Source organism: Nonomuraea sp. NPDC050478 (assembly GCF_044458265.1).
GTDB lineage: Bacteria > Actinomycetota > Actinomycetes > Streptosporangiales > Streptosporangiaceae > Nonomuraea > Nonomuraea ferruginea.
In genome coordinates, this window is sequence record NZ_JBITHT010000001.1 from 972226 (window position 1) to 987672 (window position 15447).

General features: G+C 71.5%; 16 protein-coding genes. 13 read left to right on the forward strand and 3 right to left on the reverse strand.

Translation table 11 applies throughout. From position 1 onward, the window contains the following. Positions 1 to 470 precede the first annotated feature (470 nt). The 7 genes from ACIBF7_RS04585 to ACIBF7_RS04615 are packed head-to-tail and all read left to right on the forward strand — an operon-like array spanning position 471 to position 6924. Positions 471 to 1139: a DNA alkylation repair protein gene (locus tag ACIBF7_RS04585; RefSeq protein WP_271277030.1), complete on the forward strand. Its 669-nt coding sequence runs from the start codon at positions 471 to 473 to the stop codon at positions 1137 to 1139. A gap of 43 nt (positions 1140 to 1182) precedes the next feature. Further along, on the forward strand, positions 1183 to 1506 hold the full coding sequence (locus ACIBF7_RS04590; protein WP_148035860.1) for a PadR family transcriptional regulator: 324 nt from the start codon (positions 1183 to 1185) through the stop codon (positions 1504 to 1506). Next, positions 1503 to 2426 carry a hypothetical protein gene (locus ACIBF7_RS04595; protein WP_397196435.1) on the forward strand — a complete coding sequence of 308 codons (924 nt, stop codon included), beginning with the start codon at positions 1503 to 1505 and terminating at the stop codon, positions 2424 to 2426. Before ACIBF7_RS04590 ends, ACIBF7_RS04595 begins: the two co-directional genes overlap by 4 nt. A 33-nt stretch (positions 2427 to 2459) precedes the next feature. Next, positions 2460 to 3332: a hypothetical protein gene (locus ACIBF7_RS04600; protein ID WP_271277028.1), complete on the forward strand. Its 873-nt coding sequence runs from the start codon at positions 2460 to 2462 to the stop codon at positions 3330 to 3332. A 28-nt stretch (positions 3333 to 3360) separates the two neighbouring features. Continuing rightward, the gene (locus ACIBF7_RS04605) at positions 3361 to 5079 is read left to right on the forward strand and encodes a peptidoglycan-binding protein (RefSeq protein ID WP_271277027.1); all 1719 of its coding nucleotides are present in this window, start codon (positions 3361 to 3363) and stop codon (positions 5077 to 5079) included. Next, positions 5072 to 5746: an ABC transporter ATP-binding protein gene (locus ACIBF7_RS04610; protein ID WP_271277026.1), complete on the forward strand. Its 675-nt coding sequence runs from the start codon at positions 5072 to 5074 to the stop codon at positions 5744 to 5746. The genes ACIBF7_RS04605 and ACIBF7_RS04610 overlap by 8 nt, the downstream gene beginning before the upstream one ends. Further along, positions 5746 to 6924 (forward strand): ABC transporter permease, encoded by a 1179-nt coding sequence (locus ACIBF7_RS04615; protein ID WP_397196436.1) that lies wholly within the window; start codon positions 5746 to 5748, stop codon positions 6922 to 6924. The genes ACIBF7_RS04610 and ACIBF7_RS04615 overlap by 1 nt, the downstream gene beginning before the upstream one ends. Before the next feature lie 21 nt (positions 6925 to 6945). On the opposite strand, the gene ACIBF7_RS04620 is transcribed toward ACIBF7_RS04615, so the two are convergent. Further along, positions 6946 to 9765 (reverse strand): BTAD domain-containing putative transcriptional regulator, encoded by a 2820-nt coding sequence (locus ACIBF7_RS04620; protein ID WP_397196437.1) that lies wholly within the window; start codon positions 9763 to 9765, stop codon positions 6946 to 6948. Positions 9766 to 10026: 261 nt separating this feature from the next. Here ACIBF7_RS04620 and ACIBF7_RS04625 point away from each other — a divergent pair, with 261 nt between their 5' ends. Continuing rightward, positions 10027 to 10263, forward strand: a complete 237-nt coding sequence (locus ACIBF7_RS04625; RefSeq protein WP_271277023.1) for a hypothetical protein — start codon at positions 10027 to 10029, stop codon at positions 10261 to 10263. Positions 10264 to 10354: 91 nt separating this feature from the next. Here ACIBF7_RS04625 and ACIBF7_RS04630 read toward each other — a convergent pair whose 3' ends face one another. Continuing rightward, entirely contained in the window at positions 10355 to 11275 is a 921-nt protein-coding gene (locus ACIBF7_RS04630) for an ABC transporter permease (protein WP_397196438.1), read from the reverse strand. On the opposite strand from ACIBF7_RS04630, the gene ACIBF7_RS04635 reads away from it, so the two are divergent. The 4 genes from ACIBF7_RS04635 (at position 11274) to ACIBF7_RS04650 (ending at position 13651) form a co-directional block, all read left to right on the forward strand. Beyond that, entirely contained in the window at positions 11274 to 11483 is a 210-nt protein-coding gene (locus tag ACIBF7_RS04635; protein ID WP_397196439.1) for an ATP-binding protein, read from the forward strand. The two genes, ACIBF7_RS04630 and ACIBF7_RS04635, sit on opposite strands and share 2 nt — an antisense overlap. Before the next feature lie 83 nt (positions 11484 to 11566). After that, entirely contained in the window at positions 11567 to 12325 is a 759-nt protein-coding gene (locus tag ACIBF7_RS04640; RefSeq protein WP_397196440.1) for a class I SAM-dependent methyltransferase, read from the forward strand. A 54-nt stretch (positions 12326 to 12379) separates the two neighbouring features. Then, the gene (locus ACIBF7_RS04645; protein WP_397196441.1) at positions 12380 to 13264 is read left to right on the forward strand and encodes a hypothetical protein; all 885 of its coding nucleotides are present in this window, start codon (positions 12380 to 12382) and stop codon (positions 13262 to 13264) included. Between the two features lie 123 nt (positions 13265 to 13387). Further along, the gene (locus tag ACIBF7_RS04650) at positions 13388 to 13651 is read left to right on the forward strand and encodes a hypothetical protein (protein WP_397196442.1); all 264 of its coding nucleotides are present in this window, start codon (positions 13388 to 13390) and stop codon (positions 13649 to 13651) included. 65 nt (positions 13652 to 13716) lie between these two features. Here the strand turns inward: ACIBF7_RS04650 and ACIBF7_RS04655 are convergent, their stop codons facing one another. After that, positions 13717 to 14409: a TetR/AcrR family transcriptional regulator gene (locus tag ACIBF7_RS04655; protein WP_397196443.1), complete on the reverse strand. Its 693-nt coding sequence runs from the start codon at positions 14407 to 14409 to the stop codon at positions 13717 to 13719. A 101-nt stretch (positions 14410 to 14510) separates the two neighbouring features. Here ACIBF7_RS04655 and ACIBF7_RS04660 point away from each other — a divergent pair, with 101 nt between their 5' ends. After that, positions 14511 to 15437 carry a zinc-binding dehydrogenase gene (locus ACIBF7_RS04660; RefSeq protein ID WP_397196444.1) on the forward strand — a complete coding sequence of 309 codons (927 nt, stop codon included), beginning with the start codon at positions 14511 to 14513 and terminating at the stop codon, positions 15435 to 15437. Positions 15438 to 15447: the final 10 nt, after the last annotated feature.

Here is a 15447-nt window from a genome sequence, read left to right on the forward strand (position 1 = left end):
GTTTCCTCCACTACGGGCTCTTCGGTCTCCTCGACCGGCTCTTCGGTCGGCTCCTCGGATGGCTCTTCGCTGGGCTGTTCGGAGGAGTCGGCCGGTGAGGGTGAGCTGGTGGGACTGGGTGTTGGATCGGTCCACGATGTCTCCTGCCATAACGGCACTACCGCCACGACAAGGGATAGAATGCCGACAATTCCTGCTATTACCGTCCAAAAAGCTACAGATCGCGGCCCCAGCCATCCGCGGGAATTCGAAGAGGAATTCGCCATGTCACCCTCCTGAACACTGACCGCGCCGATATCAGATATCTACAACAGACACATCCCGCAAAGAAGACGCGGAGCACCGGCTTCTGGCTGGCAGGACCGACCCACTTTTACGCGTGCACCGAGGCCCGACTCAATCAGCCTTGACTTATATAAGCGCCAGATGAGACTGTGGCCCCGTCGTACGCAACCGGACAGGAGGCCGAGGTGGCCGAGACGACGGCGGCCGAGGTGATGGCCGAGCTGGCCGAGCTGGAGGACCCGAAGACCCGCGCGGTCAACGAGAAGCACGGTGACGATCACGGGGTGAACCTCGGCAAGCTGCGCGCGCTCGCGAAGCGGCTGAAGACGCAGCAGGAGCTCTCGGTCCGGCTCTGGGAGACGGGTGACACCGCGGCGAGGCTGGTGGCGATCCTGATCTGCCGCCCGAAGGCGTTCGGGCGGGACGAGCTGGACGCCATGCTGCGCGAGGCGCGCACGCCCAAGGTCCACGACTGGCTCGTGAACTACGTGGTCAAGAAGAACCCGCACGCCGAGGAGCTGCGCCTGATCTGGTCCGCCGACCCGGACCCCGTGGTCGCGAGCGCCGGCTGGGCGCTGACCACCGAACGCGTGACGAAGAAGCCCGAGATCCTCGACCTCGCGGGACTGCTCGACGTCATCGAGGCGGAGATGAAGGACGCCCCGGACCGCCTGCAGTGGGCGATGAACAACTGTCTGGCCCAGATCGGCATCGACCACGCCGAGCACCGCGCCCGGGCCGTCGACATCGGCGAGCGGCTGCAGGTGCTCAAGGACTACCCGACTCCCCCGGGCTGCACGTCCCCCTTCGCGCCCATCTGGATCGACGAGATCGTGCGCCGCCAGAGGGGATGAGCGGCGTTGCAGATGCTCCGTTGAACGGAATAATGTCGGCCTCATGCCAAGAGGAACCTCCGAAGTCAGCGAGCCGATGTTCTTCGTGCTCGCCGCTCTGCGCGCGGGGCCGCTGCACGGGCACGCGATCAGCAAGTCCATCAAGGAGCTGTCCGGAGGCCGGGTCCAGCCGTCGGTCGGCACGCTGTACGGCATCCTCGAACGCCTGAACGATCGCGGCGTGATCACGGTGGACCGCGAAGAGCTGATCAACGGCCGCAACCGCCGCTATTTCCGCATCACCGACGAAGGCCGGGCTCTGGTGGAGGCCGAAGCGAGGCGGATGCAGGCGGCCGCCTCGCTCGTCCTGCGCCCGGCCGGTCCATGACGATCGTCAAGCCTGCCTCCGCCGTCGAACCACCCGCCCCGTCCGTCCTGGAACGGCGCTACCGCAAGCTGCTGCTCGCCTACCCGAGGCACTACCGCACCGCTTACGGCGACGAACTGCTCGACGTCCTGCTCGCCGACGCGGCGGGACGGACCGTCCCGCCGCCGAAGGAGGTGTGGGGCCTGCTTCTGGGCGGCGTGCGCAGCCGCATCCTGCATCAGGCGACGGGCAACGCCTGGGCGGACGGCCTCCACCTGGCCGTCACCGCCGTGACGGCGGCGAACCTGGCCGCGCTTCTGCCGTACGCCGGCACGCTGCCGTTGTGGACGCTGCTGTCGGCGCTCGCGCTGCTGGCCGTCCAGCGCGGACGGCTGCGTACGGCGTTCGCGCTCACGCTGGTCACCGGGGTGAAGGCGGCGGCGATCGCGGCCGGGCGGCCGGCGTTCGACCTGACCGTGCTCCCGGTCTATCCGAACCCGCTCGGCGACCGGCCGCTGTTCGGTGACAGCAGTCCGCTCGTCGCGGCGGCCGGTTACGCGGTCGCGCTGGCCGGACTGCTCGTGCTCATCTCCCGGAGCCGGCCGCCGCGGGTCAGGTCATGGTGGTGGTGGGCGGCGATCGTGCCCGCCGCCTGGGCCGGTCCGGCCTGGATGGCGGAGGAGGCGGGTCACCCCCTGAGTCTGAGCAGGATGGCCGCGGAGGTGACGGCGTTCGGCCTGGCGGCGCTGTGCGGATATCTGGCACGCGACCACCGGTGGGCGTTCGCCGCGAGCGTCTACCTGCTCGCGACCTCGGGCGGGATGATCCTGCACGCGCCGGAGCTGACGAAACAGCACCTGGCCTACGAGGGCGTGCTGGTCCTGCTGGCCCTGGCCGCGGCGTTCGCGCCCTTCAGGCATCGGCGCCACTGCCTCGATTGACCATACTTCGTTGAACGTAGTATGGTCCCGCGCATGCCAAACAGATTCCTCCTGGGTCTGGCCGCGCTCTGTCTCGCCGGGACGGCGGCGTGCGCCTCCGCGGCCGAGACCCGATCCGCGCCCCAGCCGGCCGAGGACAGCAAGGCCGACCAGGCTCAGCTCACGCAGTCGGCCATCGCCGACTGCATGAAGCAGGAAGGCTTCAAGTACGTCGCCTGGACCCCCGATCCGAAGACCGGCGACGAACAGGACAAGGCCGCCTCGGGCGACTACGAGGCGATGCGGGCGATCGCCAGGAAGCGCGGGTTCGGCATCTTCACCACCATCGCCGACCCGAGCCTCAAGGAAGTCGTCTGGAGCGAGTCGGACAGCCCCAACTTCACCATCAAGAACGAGCTCTCCCCCGCCCAGCTTGCGGCCTACGACAAGGCGCTCGAATCCTGCCGGGCCCAGGCGGTCAAGAAGGTCACCGGCCGGGTCGTCCGTTCCGCGGAGGACCTGGCCGAGCAGCGCAACCAGATGATCGACCAGACGCTCGACCGCGAGCTCAACGGCGACCCCGAGCTGATCGAGCTGGCCGCGGCCATGGGCGACTGCCTCAAGGGCAAGGGCTACCGCATCGACTCCGTCAGGCCGGCGGACATCGGCAGGCAGGTCCCGAACACGTTCGAGGAGCAGCTCAAGCGGATCGCCCTGAACGACGACATCCCCGAGGAAGGCATCGGCGAAGGGCGCTACATCGTTCCGCGCCTCGCCCCCGCCACGGCCCGGCAGTGGGCCGACAAGGAGATCAAGGCGGCCCTGGACGACGTGGAGTGCGGCAAGGACTTCTACGCCGCGTACGAGCCGAGGAACCGGGAGATCAGCGACAGGGTGACGCGGATGTTCGGGGGCGTGACACCGTGACGACGTCCATCGGCGGGCCGCGGGTCCGATGAAGTCCCCGCGCAAGCTTCTCGTCGCCGTTCTCGCCGGCGTCGTGGTCATCGCCGGCGTCGGCTGGGCCCTGGGTGCCAGGCTGCGCTCACCCGCGGACGAGGCCGCCCGCCGCGCCGCGCCGCGGCCCTCGCTCGTCACCGTCGCCGTCGAACGCCGCCGGCTGGTCAGCGCCGTGGTGGTCAGCGGCACGGTGGAGTACGGCTCGCCGCTGCCCGTGAGCCTCGCCGGAGCCGTCGGCGGCGGGGAAGAACTGCAGCGAGCCACCCGGGCACCGCGCAAGGGCAGGCTCGTGGAGGGCGCGGTGCTCATGGAGGTCAACGGCCGCCCGGTGTTCGCCCTGCGCGGCGCCGTGCCGATGCACCGCACGATCACGCCCGGCGCCGAGGGCGCCGACGTCGGGCAACTGCAACGCGCGCTGCGCAGGCTCGGGTACGGCGGCCCGCGCACCGGCGTCTTCGACCAGGCCACGATCGCCGCCGTCGCCAGGATGTACGCGGCCAAGGGGTACGAGGCCCAGAAGCCGGCACTCGCCGACCGGCAGACCTACGACACCTTGCGCCAGGCCGTGCGGACGGCGCGGGAGACGCTCGCGACCGAGCGCCAGGCGCTCGACCGGGGCCGTGACGTGTCCCCGCTGAAGCTCAGGGCGGCCAACGCCGAGGCCGACCTCGCGGCGGCGAAGAAGGCGCTGGAGCAGGCCGGGTCGCGGCGGCTCACGTCCGAGGACGAGACCAGGCTGGCGGCGGCCGACGAGGCGGCGCGCACGGCGCGGGAGAAGCTGGCGGAGGCGCGGCGGGCCCTCGCCGCGGCCGGTGACCAGCCCACCGCCGCCCCGTCGGACGGCCCCCGGGCCACGGCCCCGGCCGTCGACAGGGAACTGCTGGAGATGCGGGTGGCGAACGCCGAGGCGGAGCTCGCCGCCGCGGGAGAGGCCAGGAGCAGGATCCTGGCGGAGGCCGCGCAGGGCCGCGATACCCGGCTGACCGAGCTGCGCAAGGCCGTGCGCGACGCGCGGGAGGCGCTGGCCACGGCCGAGCAGGCGCTGCGCCAGGCCAGGCAGCTCGCGCCGGCCCGGCTCAAGGTCGCCAACGCCAGGAAGAACGTGGCGGCGGCCGAGGCGATGCTCGCCGAGTTCGCGCGCACGTACGGAACGTCCGTACCGCCAGGGGAGGTGGTGTTCCTGCCGAAGCTGCCGGCCCGCGTGCACAAGAGCGAGGTGAAGCCGGGGCAGCGCGTCGAGGCCGAGGTCGCGACCGTGACCAGCTCCGTCTTCATGGTGACGGGCACGGTCGAGGCGGCGGAGTCGGGCCTGCTGCGGGCGGGCATGCGGGCCGAGATCGAGGCCGGCACCGGCAGGAAGCTCCCGGCGACGCTCACCGCCGTCGGCGAGCGGGCCGCGGTGGGAAACGAGAGCGCGGGACCGGCCGCCGACGGGGGCCGGCCTGTCCTGCTCACCCCCGCCTCGATGAAGGGACTGAAGGCCGGGACCGCGGTGACGACGCGGATCACGGTCGGGGCGACCGAGGAGCCGGTGCTGGTGGTGCCGATCGCCGCGGTCATCACCGGCGCGGACGGCAGGACACGCGTCCGCGTCGAGTACGCCTCCGACAGGACCAGGGACGTCGAGGTGCGGACGGGCCTGGCCGCCGACGGGAACGTCGAGGTGACGGGCGAGCTCAAGGAAGGCGACCGGGTGGTGGTGAGCGATGTCTGAGCCGGTCATCGAGCTGCGCGCGATCACGAAGGAGTTCCCTTCCCGGCCTCCGGTACGCGCCCTCGACGACGTGTCGTTCCGGGTGGACCGGGGCGACTACGTGGCGATCGTCGGCCCGTCGGGCTCCGGCAAGTCGACGCTGCTCAACGTGCTGGGCCTGCTCGACCGCCCGACCACGGGCAGCTACCGCCTCGACGGAACCGAGACCACGACGCTGAAGGACGGCGCCCGCACCAGGCTGCGCGGCGACCGCATCGGCTTCGTCTTCCAGTCCTTCCACCTGCTCCCCCACCGCAGCCTGGCCGAGAACGTCATGCTCGCCGAGGTCTACGGCGGGCGGCCGCGGAGGGGACGGCGGGAGCGGGCGCTGGCGGCGCTCGAACGCGTCGGCCTCGGCCACCGTACGGGCTTCCCACCGGGCCGGTTGTCGGGCGGCGAGCGCCAGCGCGCGGCCATCGCCCGGGCCCTCATGGGAGAGCCGGCCCTGCTGCTGTGCGACGAGCCCACCGGCAACCTCGACAGCCGCAACACCGAGGCCGTGCTCAGCCTGTTCGCCGGGCTGCGGACGCAAGGGCTGACGATCGTGGTCATCACGCACGAGCGAGAAGTCAGCGAGCGCGCCGAGCGCCGGGTCCGGATCACCGACGGCATGCTGACGGAGGCCTGATGGATTTCCGGGACCTGGCCGGCGAGGCGGCCGCCGGGCTGCTCTCCAGACCCGTCCGAGCGGCGCTCACCACGCTCGGCACCGTGCTCGGCATCACCACGCTCGTGGTCACGCTGGGCGTGGCCGCCACCGCGGGCAACCAGATCGTCGGCCGCTTCGACGAGCTCGTGGCCACCGCCATCACCGTCGAGGTGCCGGAGTCGCCGCACGCTCCGCTGGTGGGATGGACCGCGGTCGACCGGCTGACCCGGCTGCGCGGGGTCGAGTCGGCGGCCGCCGTGGCCGAGTCGAAGGAGGGCGCCAACCTGTCGGTGCGGTCCACCGACATCGTGGACCCGACCCGGGTCACCACGCAGTCCCTCACCGTGCTCGCCGCGACGACCGGGCTGCCGGAGGCGGCGCGCGGCCGGATGGTGCGGGGCCGGTTCTACGACAGCGGGCACGTCAGGCGGGGCGACCGGGTGGCGGTGCTCGGCGACCAGGCGGCCAGGATGCTCGGCGTCACCGCGCTCGACCGGGCGCCGGCCGTCTTCATCGGAAAGCACGCGTACACCGTCATCGGGGTGCTCGGCGACCTGCGCCGCGAACGGAACCTGAGCACCGCCGTGATCGTCCCGCACACCGCGGGCCGGCGGTTCGGTCTCCGGGACGTGAACAGGGTGCTGGTCAACACCACGCTGGGCGCCACCGGGCTGATCTCCCGACAGGCGCCGGCCGCGCTCAGCCCGGGGAACGAGGACATGCTGCAGGTCGTCGCCCCGCCCAGCCCGACCAGGGCCCGCGACCAGGCCCAGGACGACGTCAACGCGCTGTTCATGATCCTCGGCCTGGTCTCGCTCGTCGTCGGCGCGGTCGGCATCGCCAACGTCTCCCTCGTCACCGTCATGGAGCGGGTCACCGAGATCGGCCTGCGCCGCGCACTCGGCGCGGCCAGGCGGCACATCGCCGCCCAGTTCCTGCTCGAGTCGACGCTGATCGGGCTGACCGGCGGTGTGATCGGCGCGAGCCTGGGCGTGGTGACGATCGTCGCGGTGTCCGCGGCCAAACAGTGGACACCGCTGCTCGATGTACGACTGGCCGTCGCCGCGCCCGTCGTGGGAGCCGTGGTGGGGTTGCTGGCCGGGCTCCATCCGGCGCTGCGTGCCGCCAGGATGGAGCCGGTGGACGCGCTCCGCTGACCGAGCGCGGGGCCGCCCCTGTCAATCACGCGTCGCCGAGACCTTCTCCCGCACCCGCTCGGCCTCGGCACGGCGATGCTGCGACTCGTACAGGGCCAGCGCGTCCCGCCAGGCGTCCCTCGCCGCCGTGTCGTCTCCGAGCGCATGGTGCGCGTCGCCCAGGCCGACCAGCGTGTCGGCGCTCTGGAAGGCGTTCCCGGTGATCTTGCGCAGGTCGAGACACTGCCCGTAGTACTCCAGCGCGCGCTCGTACTCGCCCTGGCGGAAGGCGAGCATGCCGAGGCTGTCGAGCGTGGCGGCCTCGCCACCGCGGTCGTGGTGGCGGCGGAAGAGCGTGAGTGCCCGCTCGCAGGCGTCGCGCGCCGCCTCGTGCTCGCCGAGCTGCAGGCGGATCCAGCCCACGGCGCTGAGGGCGTTGGCCTCCCAGATGGGGTCGCCCGCCTCGCGCTGGAGCCGCAGCGCGGCCCGCGCGTGGCGGAGCCCGCGCCGCGGCTGCCCGCGCACGCTCCACATCCAGCCCACCGTGTGGTGCACCTGGGCCAGCCTGGACCAGTCCCTGGCCCGCTCGAACAGCTCCAGCGCCCGGTCGAGGTGGTCGATCGCCTCGTCGATCCGGTCGGCCGCCGCGTGGGCGTATCCCGTGTGCCAGTGGACGACGGCGGTGGTGTGCGGGTCGTCCAGCCGGTCCGCGGCCGCCAGCGCGATCTCCCAGGAGGCGAGCCGCTCCCTGTTGAAGGAGCGGCGCAGCAGGAAGGTGTTCATGCCCCAGGCGAGCTGCCAGCCCGCCGCGTCCATGCCCAGCCCGGGGGTCAGGTGGTGCGCGACCAGCAGGCACGGCAGTTCGGTCTCGAACCAGGCCAGCGCGGCCGTGGCGTCCTCGAAGGCCGGGTCGTCCCCCTGCCAGGGAGGGGCCGCGATGGCGGGGCGGTGGGGGTAGAGCACCCGGTCCGCTGCGCAGGCCATCGCCGTGTAGGCCTCGATCAGGCGTACCAGAGCCTGTCGCCGCGTGCCGGCGGGCAGGTCGGCCTCGGCCTGTTCGGCGGCGTACAGCCGGACGAGGTCGTGCATCCAGTAGCGGCCGGGGGAGACCTGCCGGACCAGGTTCGCGGTCTCGAGCGTGGAGATCAGGGCGCGGGTCTCGGCGGGCGGGAGCCCGGCGAGCGCGGCCGTCGCGGGCAGGCCGATCTCGGGGCCCGGGGCCGTCCCCAGCAGGAGGAAGAGCCGCGCGGCCCGCGCGTCCAGCGCCGCGTACGAGGAGGCGAACACGGCACGCAGACCGGCGCCCAGATCGCCGGTCTGCAGCGCGTCGAGCCTGGTGGCCGGATCGCGGAGCTCCCGGGCGAGAACGGCCAGGGGGAAGCCCGGATGCGCGCTGACACGGGCGGCCAGCACGCCCAGGGCCAGGGGCAGGCCGCCGCTGTGCTCCAGCAGCACGCCGACGGAGGCGGGGTCTGCGGCCATGGTCTCCGGGCCGAGGTGGTGGGAGAGCATGTGGTGGGCCTCCTCGTCGGAGAAGGCGCCGACCTCCAGCAGCCGGGCGGAGTGCGTGGCGTGCAGGCTCACGAGCCGGTTGCGGCTGGTGACCAGCACGGTGCAGCCCGGCCTTCCCGGGATGAGCGGCGTCACCTGGGCGCTGTCCCTGGCGTTGTCCAGCACGACGAGCAGCCGGCGCTCCGCCAGGACGGAACGGTAGAGCGCGGCCTGCGCCTCCTGTTCCACGGGGATGACCGTGGGGGGCACACCCAGCGCTCCCAGGAAGTGCCGCAGCACGGTGCCCGGCGGCACCGGTTCCTCGGCGTCGTCGAAACCGCGGAGGTTCGCGTACAGCTGTCCGTCGGGATAGCGGTCGCGGTGGGTGTGCGCCCAGTGGAGCGCCAGCCAGGTCTTGCCGATGCCGCCGGGCCCGCTGATCACGGCGACGCCGACGCTGTCCGCGCCGAGCTGCCGGTCGAGTTCCCGCAGTTCGGCGCTCCTGTTGGTGAAGGACGCGGGGGCCGCGGGGAGCTGGCTGGGCACGGGCAGCACGGGCGGCTCGTCCCGCCGCGGCGCGCGGTCCGTGCCCGGTCGCTCGCGCGGGCCCGCGTCGGACCGCAGGATCAGCCGCTGCAGCCGCTGGAGCTCGTTCGTGGGCTCCAGGCCCAGCTCGCCGACCGACCGGTCCCGGAACTGCCGGTACACCTCCAGTGCCTCGCCGCGCCGTCCGCTCTCGTACAGCGCCCGCATGAGCTGCCCGTGGAGGCGTTCCCTGAGCGGGGCCTCGGCCGCCAGCGCGCGGGCCTCCGTGACGACGTCGGTGTTCCTGCCCAGGGCCAGCAGCACGGACTGCCGCTCCTCCAGCGCGTCGAGTCTCAGCCCGTCCAGCCACTCGGCCTGCGCCTCGGCGAACGAGCCGGTGACCCCGGCGAGCGGGGCGCCCCGCCACCAGCCCAGCGCCCGGTCGAAGTGGCCGAGCGCCTCCTCGGACCGGCCCTCGGCCACCGCTTCGCGGGCGAGCGCCACCCGGGAGTTGAAGCAGGCGAGGTCGAGCCCTCCAGGGGACGGCCGCAGGACGTAGCCCGGCCGCTGGGTGGCGATGACGTCGGTTCCCAGGGCGGCGCAGGCACGGCGCACCTCGGAGACGAGCATCCTGACCCGGGAGGCCGAGCCGCTGGGCAACGGCTCGCCCCAGACCGCCTCCGCCAGCCGCTGCGTCGAGACCACGCGATCGGCGTGCAGCAGCAGGGCCGTGAGGAGGGCTCCCTGCTTGCCGGAGAAGGTGACCCGTTCGGCCCCCGCCTCCAGTTGGACGGGCCCGAGGAGGCGGAACAGCGTCGCCGGCGCGGAAGCGTCCCCACCTGCCATCAGCGGCTCCCTGCCCCCTCCCCACCTCCTGACTCCGCACGAGTGTAGGGCCGACAGGCGGAAAGATCACGACATCGCCCCAGATCAGGGCATCCCTCCGGCCGCGCGGGGACCGGTCCCTGCCTCTGACTCGTGCGGAAAACAGGCGGAAAACAGGCACGTCATCCATAGGCTCGGACCGAAATTCCGTGGATAGGGCCGTCGGAATCGGCGTTCACCGTCGTCTTTCCGCAAGGCTCCATACCTCGAAAGGATTCGCGCATGAAGGTTGCCATGAGGCGTATCTCTCTAGGCCTGTCGACCGCCATCGCCGCCGCCGCGATGACCGTCGTCCTCGCTCCGGCCCCGGCCTCCGCCCAGGTCGTCGTCAGGTGGTATCCGTACACCACCGCGGGCGCGAAGCAGTGCAACTCCGACGCCAACTCCGCGGGTCCCGAGTACTACTGCACCACGATCAAGGTCGGCTCCACGAAGATGTACGCCCTCGCCCGGCCGTAGGGATGTCCTGAAGATTCCGGTGTTCTTCTCGGCACCGGGACTCCGGTCATAGGTGTCCTGCCGGGAGCGTTTCCACGTTCCCGGCCGGATGTCAGCTTGCCGCGAGGGCCGCCGTGGGAGCCAGCCGGGAGGCCCTGATCGCCGGGTAGATCCCGGCCACCGCACCGACGGCCAGCGTGGCGGCGAAGGCGCCCCCCAGCACCCAGGGCGGCACCGTGGGCGGCCAGCCCCGCGACAGCGCGTACCCCGTGGTCACCAGGCCGCCGAGCGCGAGTCCTGCCACCCCGCCGAGCACCGACAGCAGCAGCGACTCCGTCAGGAAGTGGATCCTGATCTGCCCCCGCGTGGCGCCGAGCGCCCGGCGCAGCCCGATCTCCTTGCGTCGCTCCAGCACCGAGATCACCATCGTGTTGGCCACGCCCACCCCGCCGACGAGCAGCGCGACCGCGCCGAGCCCCAGCAGCAGGTTGGTGAAGGTGCCCGCGGCGGCAGCGCGGGCCGCCAGCGCGTCCGACGGGCGTGAGACCGCGACCTCGTGCGGCCGCTCGGGGCTGACCGTCCGGGCGAGCATGCCCCTGACCCGCGCCACCGATTCCTCGGTCGACCGCTCGTAGAAGGTCGTGGGATGGCCGTCGAAGCCGAGCCGCTCCCGCGCGACCGGGAATCCGATCAGCGCGGCCCGGTCGATCTCCGGCGCCAGCGGCAGCGAGGTGAGCACGCCCGTCACGGTGAACCACCGCTCGCCCACCCACACCTGGACTCCGGTACGGGTGACGCCGAGCCTCCGGGCGGCGACCGCGCCGAGGACGACCGCGGGCTGGCGGGCGATCGCCTCGTCGAGCCACCGTCCGGTGCCCACGCGCCCGTCGAGCGTGTCCAGCAGGTCCAGGGAGGTGGCCTGGACGGTCAGTCCGCCCGTGTCCTCCTTGGGAACGCGGTAGGTCCTGCGGATGGTCGCGGCCACGGTGCCGGTGGCGCTGACGTCGGTGACTCCCGCGATCCTGCGGACCATGAGCGCGGCGTCCGAGCCCGCGTACGACCTGAAAGCGATCTTCGAGCCGTTCCGCCGTCTGCGGACCGACCGGGTGCGCTCCGACCGCGGCACCGGGCTGGGGCTGTCCATCGTGCGCGCCACGGCCCAGGCTCACCAGGGCACCGTCGTGGCCGAACCGCGCGAGGAAGGCGGGCTGACGATGACCGTGCGCCTGCCCTCGTCGTGACCTTGCGTCGTGGCGTGATCCTGCATATCGTCCCGATATATCAAGTCGATACATCGGGGTGACCCGGTGAGGCGGGAGCTGCGATGAGGCGGATCGACTACGACACCGAGCAGCACCAGGACTACGCGCGCGGCCGGGCGCTCGACGAGCAGCAACTGCGGACATGGATCAGCGCCTTCGAGGCGGCGCTGCCCGAGGCGCGCCCGCTCGCCGGGCTGGACGTCGGCTCCGGGACCGGCAGGTTCACCCCCGCACTGGCGCGCGCGTTCGGCCCTGTCACCGGCGTCGAGCCGTCGATCCGCATGCGCGAGACAGCGCAGGCCCAGTCCCGCCATCCCGAGGTGCGCTATCTGGCAGGCTCCGCCGAGGACATGCCGGTGCCGTCCGCCTGCGCCGACTACGCGCTCATGTTCCTGTCCTGGCACCACGTCCAGGACAAACCACGCGCGGCCCGCGAGCTGGCCAGGGTGCTCAGGCCCGGCGGGCGCCTCCTGCTGCGCGCCAACTTCAGCGACCACCACCCCAGGCCGTGGTGGCTGGAACACTTCCCCCGCGGCTACGAGGTGGACGCCGCCCTGTTCCAGCCGCTGCACGAGGTCATCGCGATGTTCACGTCGGACGGCTGGCGCGTCACCGACTTCCGCACGGTCACCGAGCCGTCCTACGGCACCCTCGGCGACATGCTCGAACGACTGCGCCTGCGTACCCTTTCGTTCTTCGCCCAGCTCAGCCCCGACGACCTGGAGACCGGCTTCCGCCGCCTCGAACAGGCGGTCGCCGCAGACCCCGACGCCCCGGCACCCGTCTTCTCCGAGCCACTCCTCACCCTCGAACGCAACTGAGCGAACAGCCGAAACTCACAGTAAACAAGCAGTAGCTGTGAGTAATATTCAGGCATGCTGACGCAGGAGCACGAGTTCCTCATCGAACTCGTCCGCCATCGACCCTCCCTGGTCGCGACCCTGCTGGCCGAAGTCGGCCTCAAGGTGCCCGCGTTCAAGGAGGCCCGGCTGGAAAGCGCCGACCTGAACGACTGCCGGCCTACCGAATACCGCGCGGACTCGGTCGTCGCCATGGTCGACGACAAGCGAGTCTTCGCCGTCGTACTGGAGGTGCAACGCAGATACGACAGACGAAAACACTGGTCGTGGCCGGTATATCTGGCCACGCTGCGGGCGCGCCTCAAGTGTCCCTGCGTCCTTCTCGTCTTCTGCTCCGACGCGGCGGAAGCCAGAAGGTGCGCCACTCATATCGACATGGGGCATCCCGGCTGGGTCCTCTGCCCGGTGGTGGTGGGCCCGGAACAGGTGCCCATGATCACCGATATCGCCCGCGCCATCGCCGAGCCCGAGCTGACCGCCCTGTCCGCCGTCGTGCATGGCGATGGCGACGAAGGCCTCAAAGTCCTGCAAGTACTGCATGACTCACAGCAGCACCTGTCCCAGGAGCAGCGGAGTTATTCTGATCTGGTACTCGCGCTGCTGCCCGAGTCCGTTGTCACCAAGTTCAGGGAGATCGCAGTGGCCGTCCTGGATGAGATCAAGCACCCGTGGGTACGCGGCTGGATCGCCCACGGCGAGAGCTTGGGAGAAGCCAAGGGAGAGGCCAGAGGAGAGGCCAGAGGAGAGGCCAAAGCGATCCTGATGGTTCTCGAGACACGTGGCCTCGAAGTGTCCGACGAGACGCGGGAACGCATCCTCGGCTGCACCGACCAGGAAACGCTCGAAGCGTGGATCCACAAGGCGGTCACCGTACGAAGCGTCGAAGAACTCTTCGACTGACAACTACCTAGTCAGGCTTCCGCCGCCTGGAACAGGCAGCCGCCGCAGACCCGACGCCCCCGACGACTGTCTCCTCCGAGCCACCCCGCGAAAGCAGGCAATGACTCGGAGTAACATTCCGGCATGCTGGGACGCGGGAGGGAGATCGCAGTGGCCGTCCTGGATGAGATCAAGCACCCGTGGGTACGCGGCTGGATCGCCCACGGCGAGAGCTTGGGAGAAGCCAAGGGAGAGGCCAAAGCGATCCTGATGGTTCTCGAGACACGCGGCCTCGAAGTGTCCGACGAGACGCGGGAACGCATCCTCGGCTGCACCGACCAGGAAACGCTCGAGTCGTGGATCCACAAGGCGGTCACCGTACGAAGCGTCGAAGAACTCTTCGACTGACAACTACCTAGTCAGGCGTGACGGAGAATCGACGCGCCTGCGTACCCTTGCGTTCTCTTCCGTAGTCAGCGGGGCGTGAGGGTCAGGGTCAAGGCGCCGGGGACGGCGGTGAAGGTGTCGCGTATGCGGGCCGTCAGGGAGGCGCGGGTGGGCTCCGCCGGGTCGGCGGCCCACCCTTCCAGGGCGTGGTGAAAGGCCGCGACCGCCATGTCCAGGGCCAGGCGAAGACGGGGATCGTCGCGTTCCTGCGGCACGTCGAAGCGGCGAGACAGGATGTCGAGGGCGGTGCGGGTGATGAGGTCGCACAGGTAACGGCAGTGCGCGTCCAGCGACGGGGTCTTGTCGGCCAGCCGCAGGTTGAGCAGGACGCGGCGGGTCCACCCCTCGGCGGGCATCCGGTCGATGACGGAGAGCAGCGCGTCGCACAGGAACGGCAGGATCGCGGCGCCGGAAGGATCGCGGGACTCGATGTCGTCGAGGAAGGCGATCCACAGATCGTGCGTGGGCGCGCCGGCCACGTCCTCCTTGCTGGTGAAGGTGCGGAAGAACGTGCGCTTGGAGATCTCCACCGCGTCACACAGCTCGTCGAGCGTCACGCCGTCGAAGCCCCGCTCGGTGAACAGCTCCAGCGCCGTGTCGATCAGGGCCTGCCGGGTCCGCGCCTTCTTCCGCTCGCGCAGCGGCAGGTCACGGAGTTCGTCCTCGGGCATCACCCGGCGGGCGAGTACGGCCGGGCGGGTCGGTGCGATGCTGTCCACCCCTCCAAGTGTAACGGATGCGCTAACGCCTACAGGAGGTTTATGCCACTGAGTGGCGTTATAGTGAGCCATGTCGGCGCACTTCGACGAAAGGCACCACCATGCGCGCTTTGATCACCGACCCCGCGGCTCCCGGCGGGCTCCGCCTGGGCGAGACGCCCGACCCCGTCCCCGCACCGGATGAGGCTCTCGTACGCGTGACCGCCACGTCCCTGAACCACGGCGAAGCGTCCCTGGCGCGGCAGGGGGCGCCGGCGGGCGCGGTCCTGGGCTGGGACGCCGCCGGAGTGGTGGTCCGGCCCGCCGGCGACGGATCGAGCCCACCGGCGGGCACCCCCGTGATCACCCTCGGCATGGCCGGCGCCTGGGCCGAACAGCGCGCCGTGCACACCGGCATGATCGGCACCGTGCCCGAGGGCGCCGACCCCGGCGCGATCAGCACGATCCCCGTCGCGGGACTCTCGGCCCTGCGCGCCCTGCGCCGTCTCGGCCCGGTCCTCGGCAGGCGGGTGCTGATCACCGGCGCGACAGGAGGCGTCGGCCGGTACGCCGTCCAGCTCGCCCGGCTGGCCGGCGCCCACGTCATCGCCTCCACCGGCGACCCCGCCGCGCACGGCGACACCCTGCGCGCCCTCGGAGCCGACGAAGTGTTCGCCGGCCCGGAGAACGTGGACGAACCGGTGCACGGCGTCCTCGACATGGTGGGCGGTCACCACCTCGTCGCGGCCTACGACCGCCTCGCCCCCGGCGGCGCCCTCGTCGCGGTGGGCCGGGTGACAGGCGAGGGCGAGAGCTTCCCGTACCCGATGCTGTCCGGCGACCGCGGCCACGACCGCTCCATCGTGTCCTTCTACCTGCCCGGCGAGTCCGGCCTCGGCCCCGACCTCACCTGGCTGGCCGCCAAGGTCGCCGCGGGCGTCCTCACCCCGCAGATCTCCTGGCGCGGCCCCTGGGACAAGGCCGCCGAGGCGATCGACGCCCTCCTGGGCCGCCGCCTGCACGGCAAGGCCGTACTCGACATCGCCTGACGACCTCACC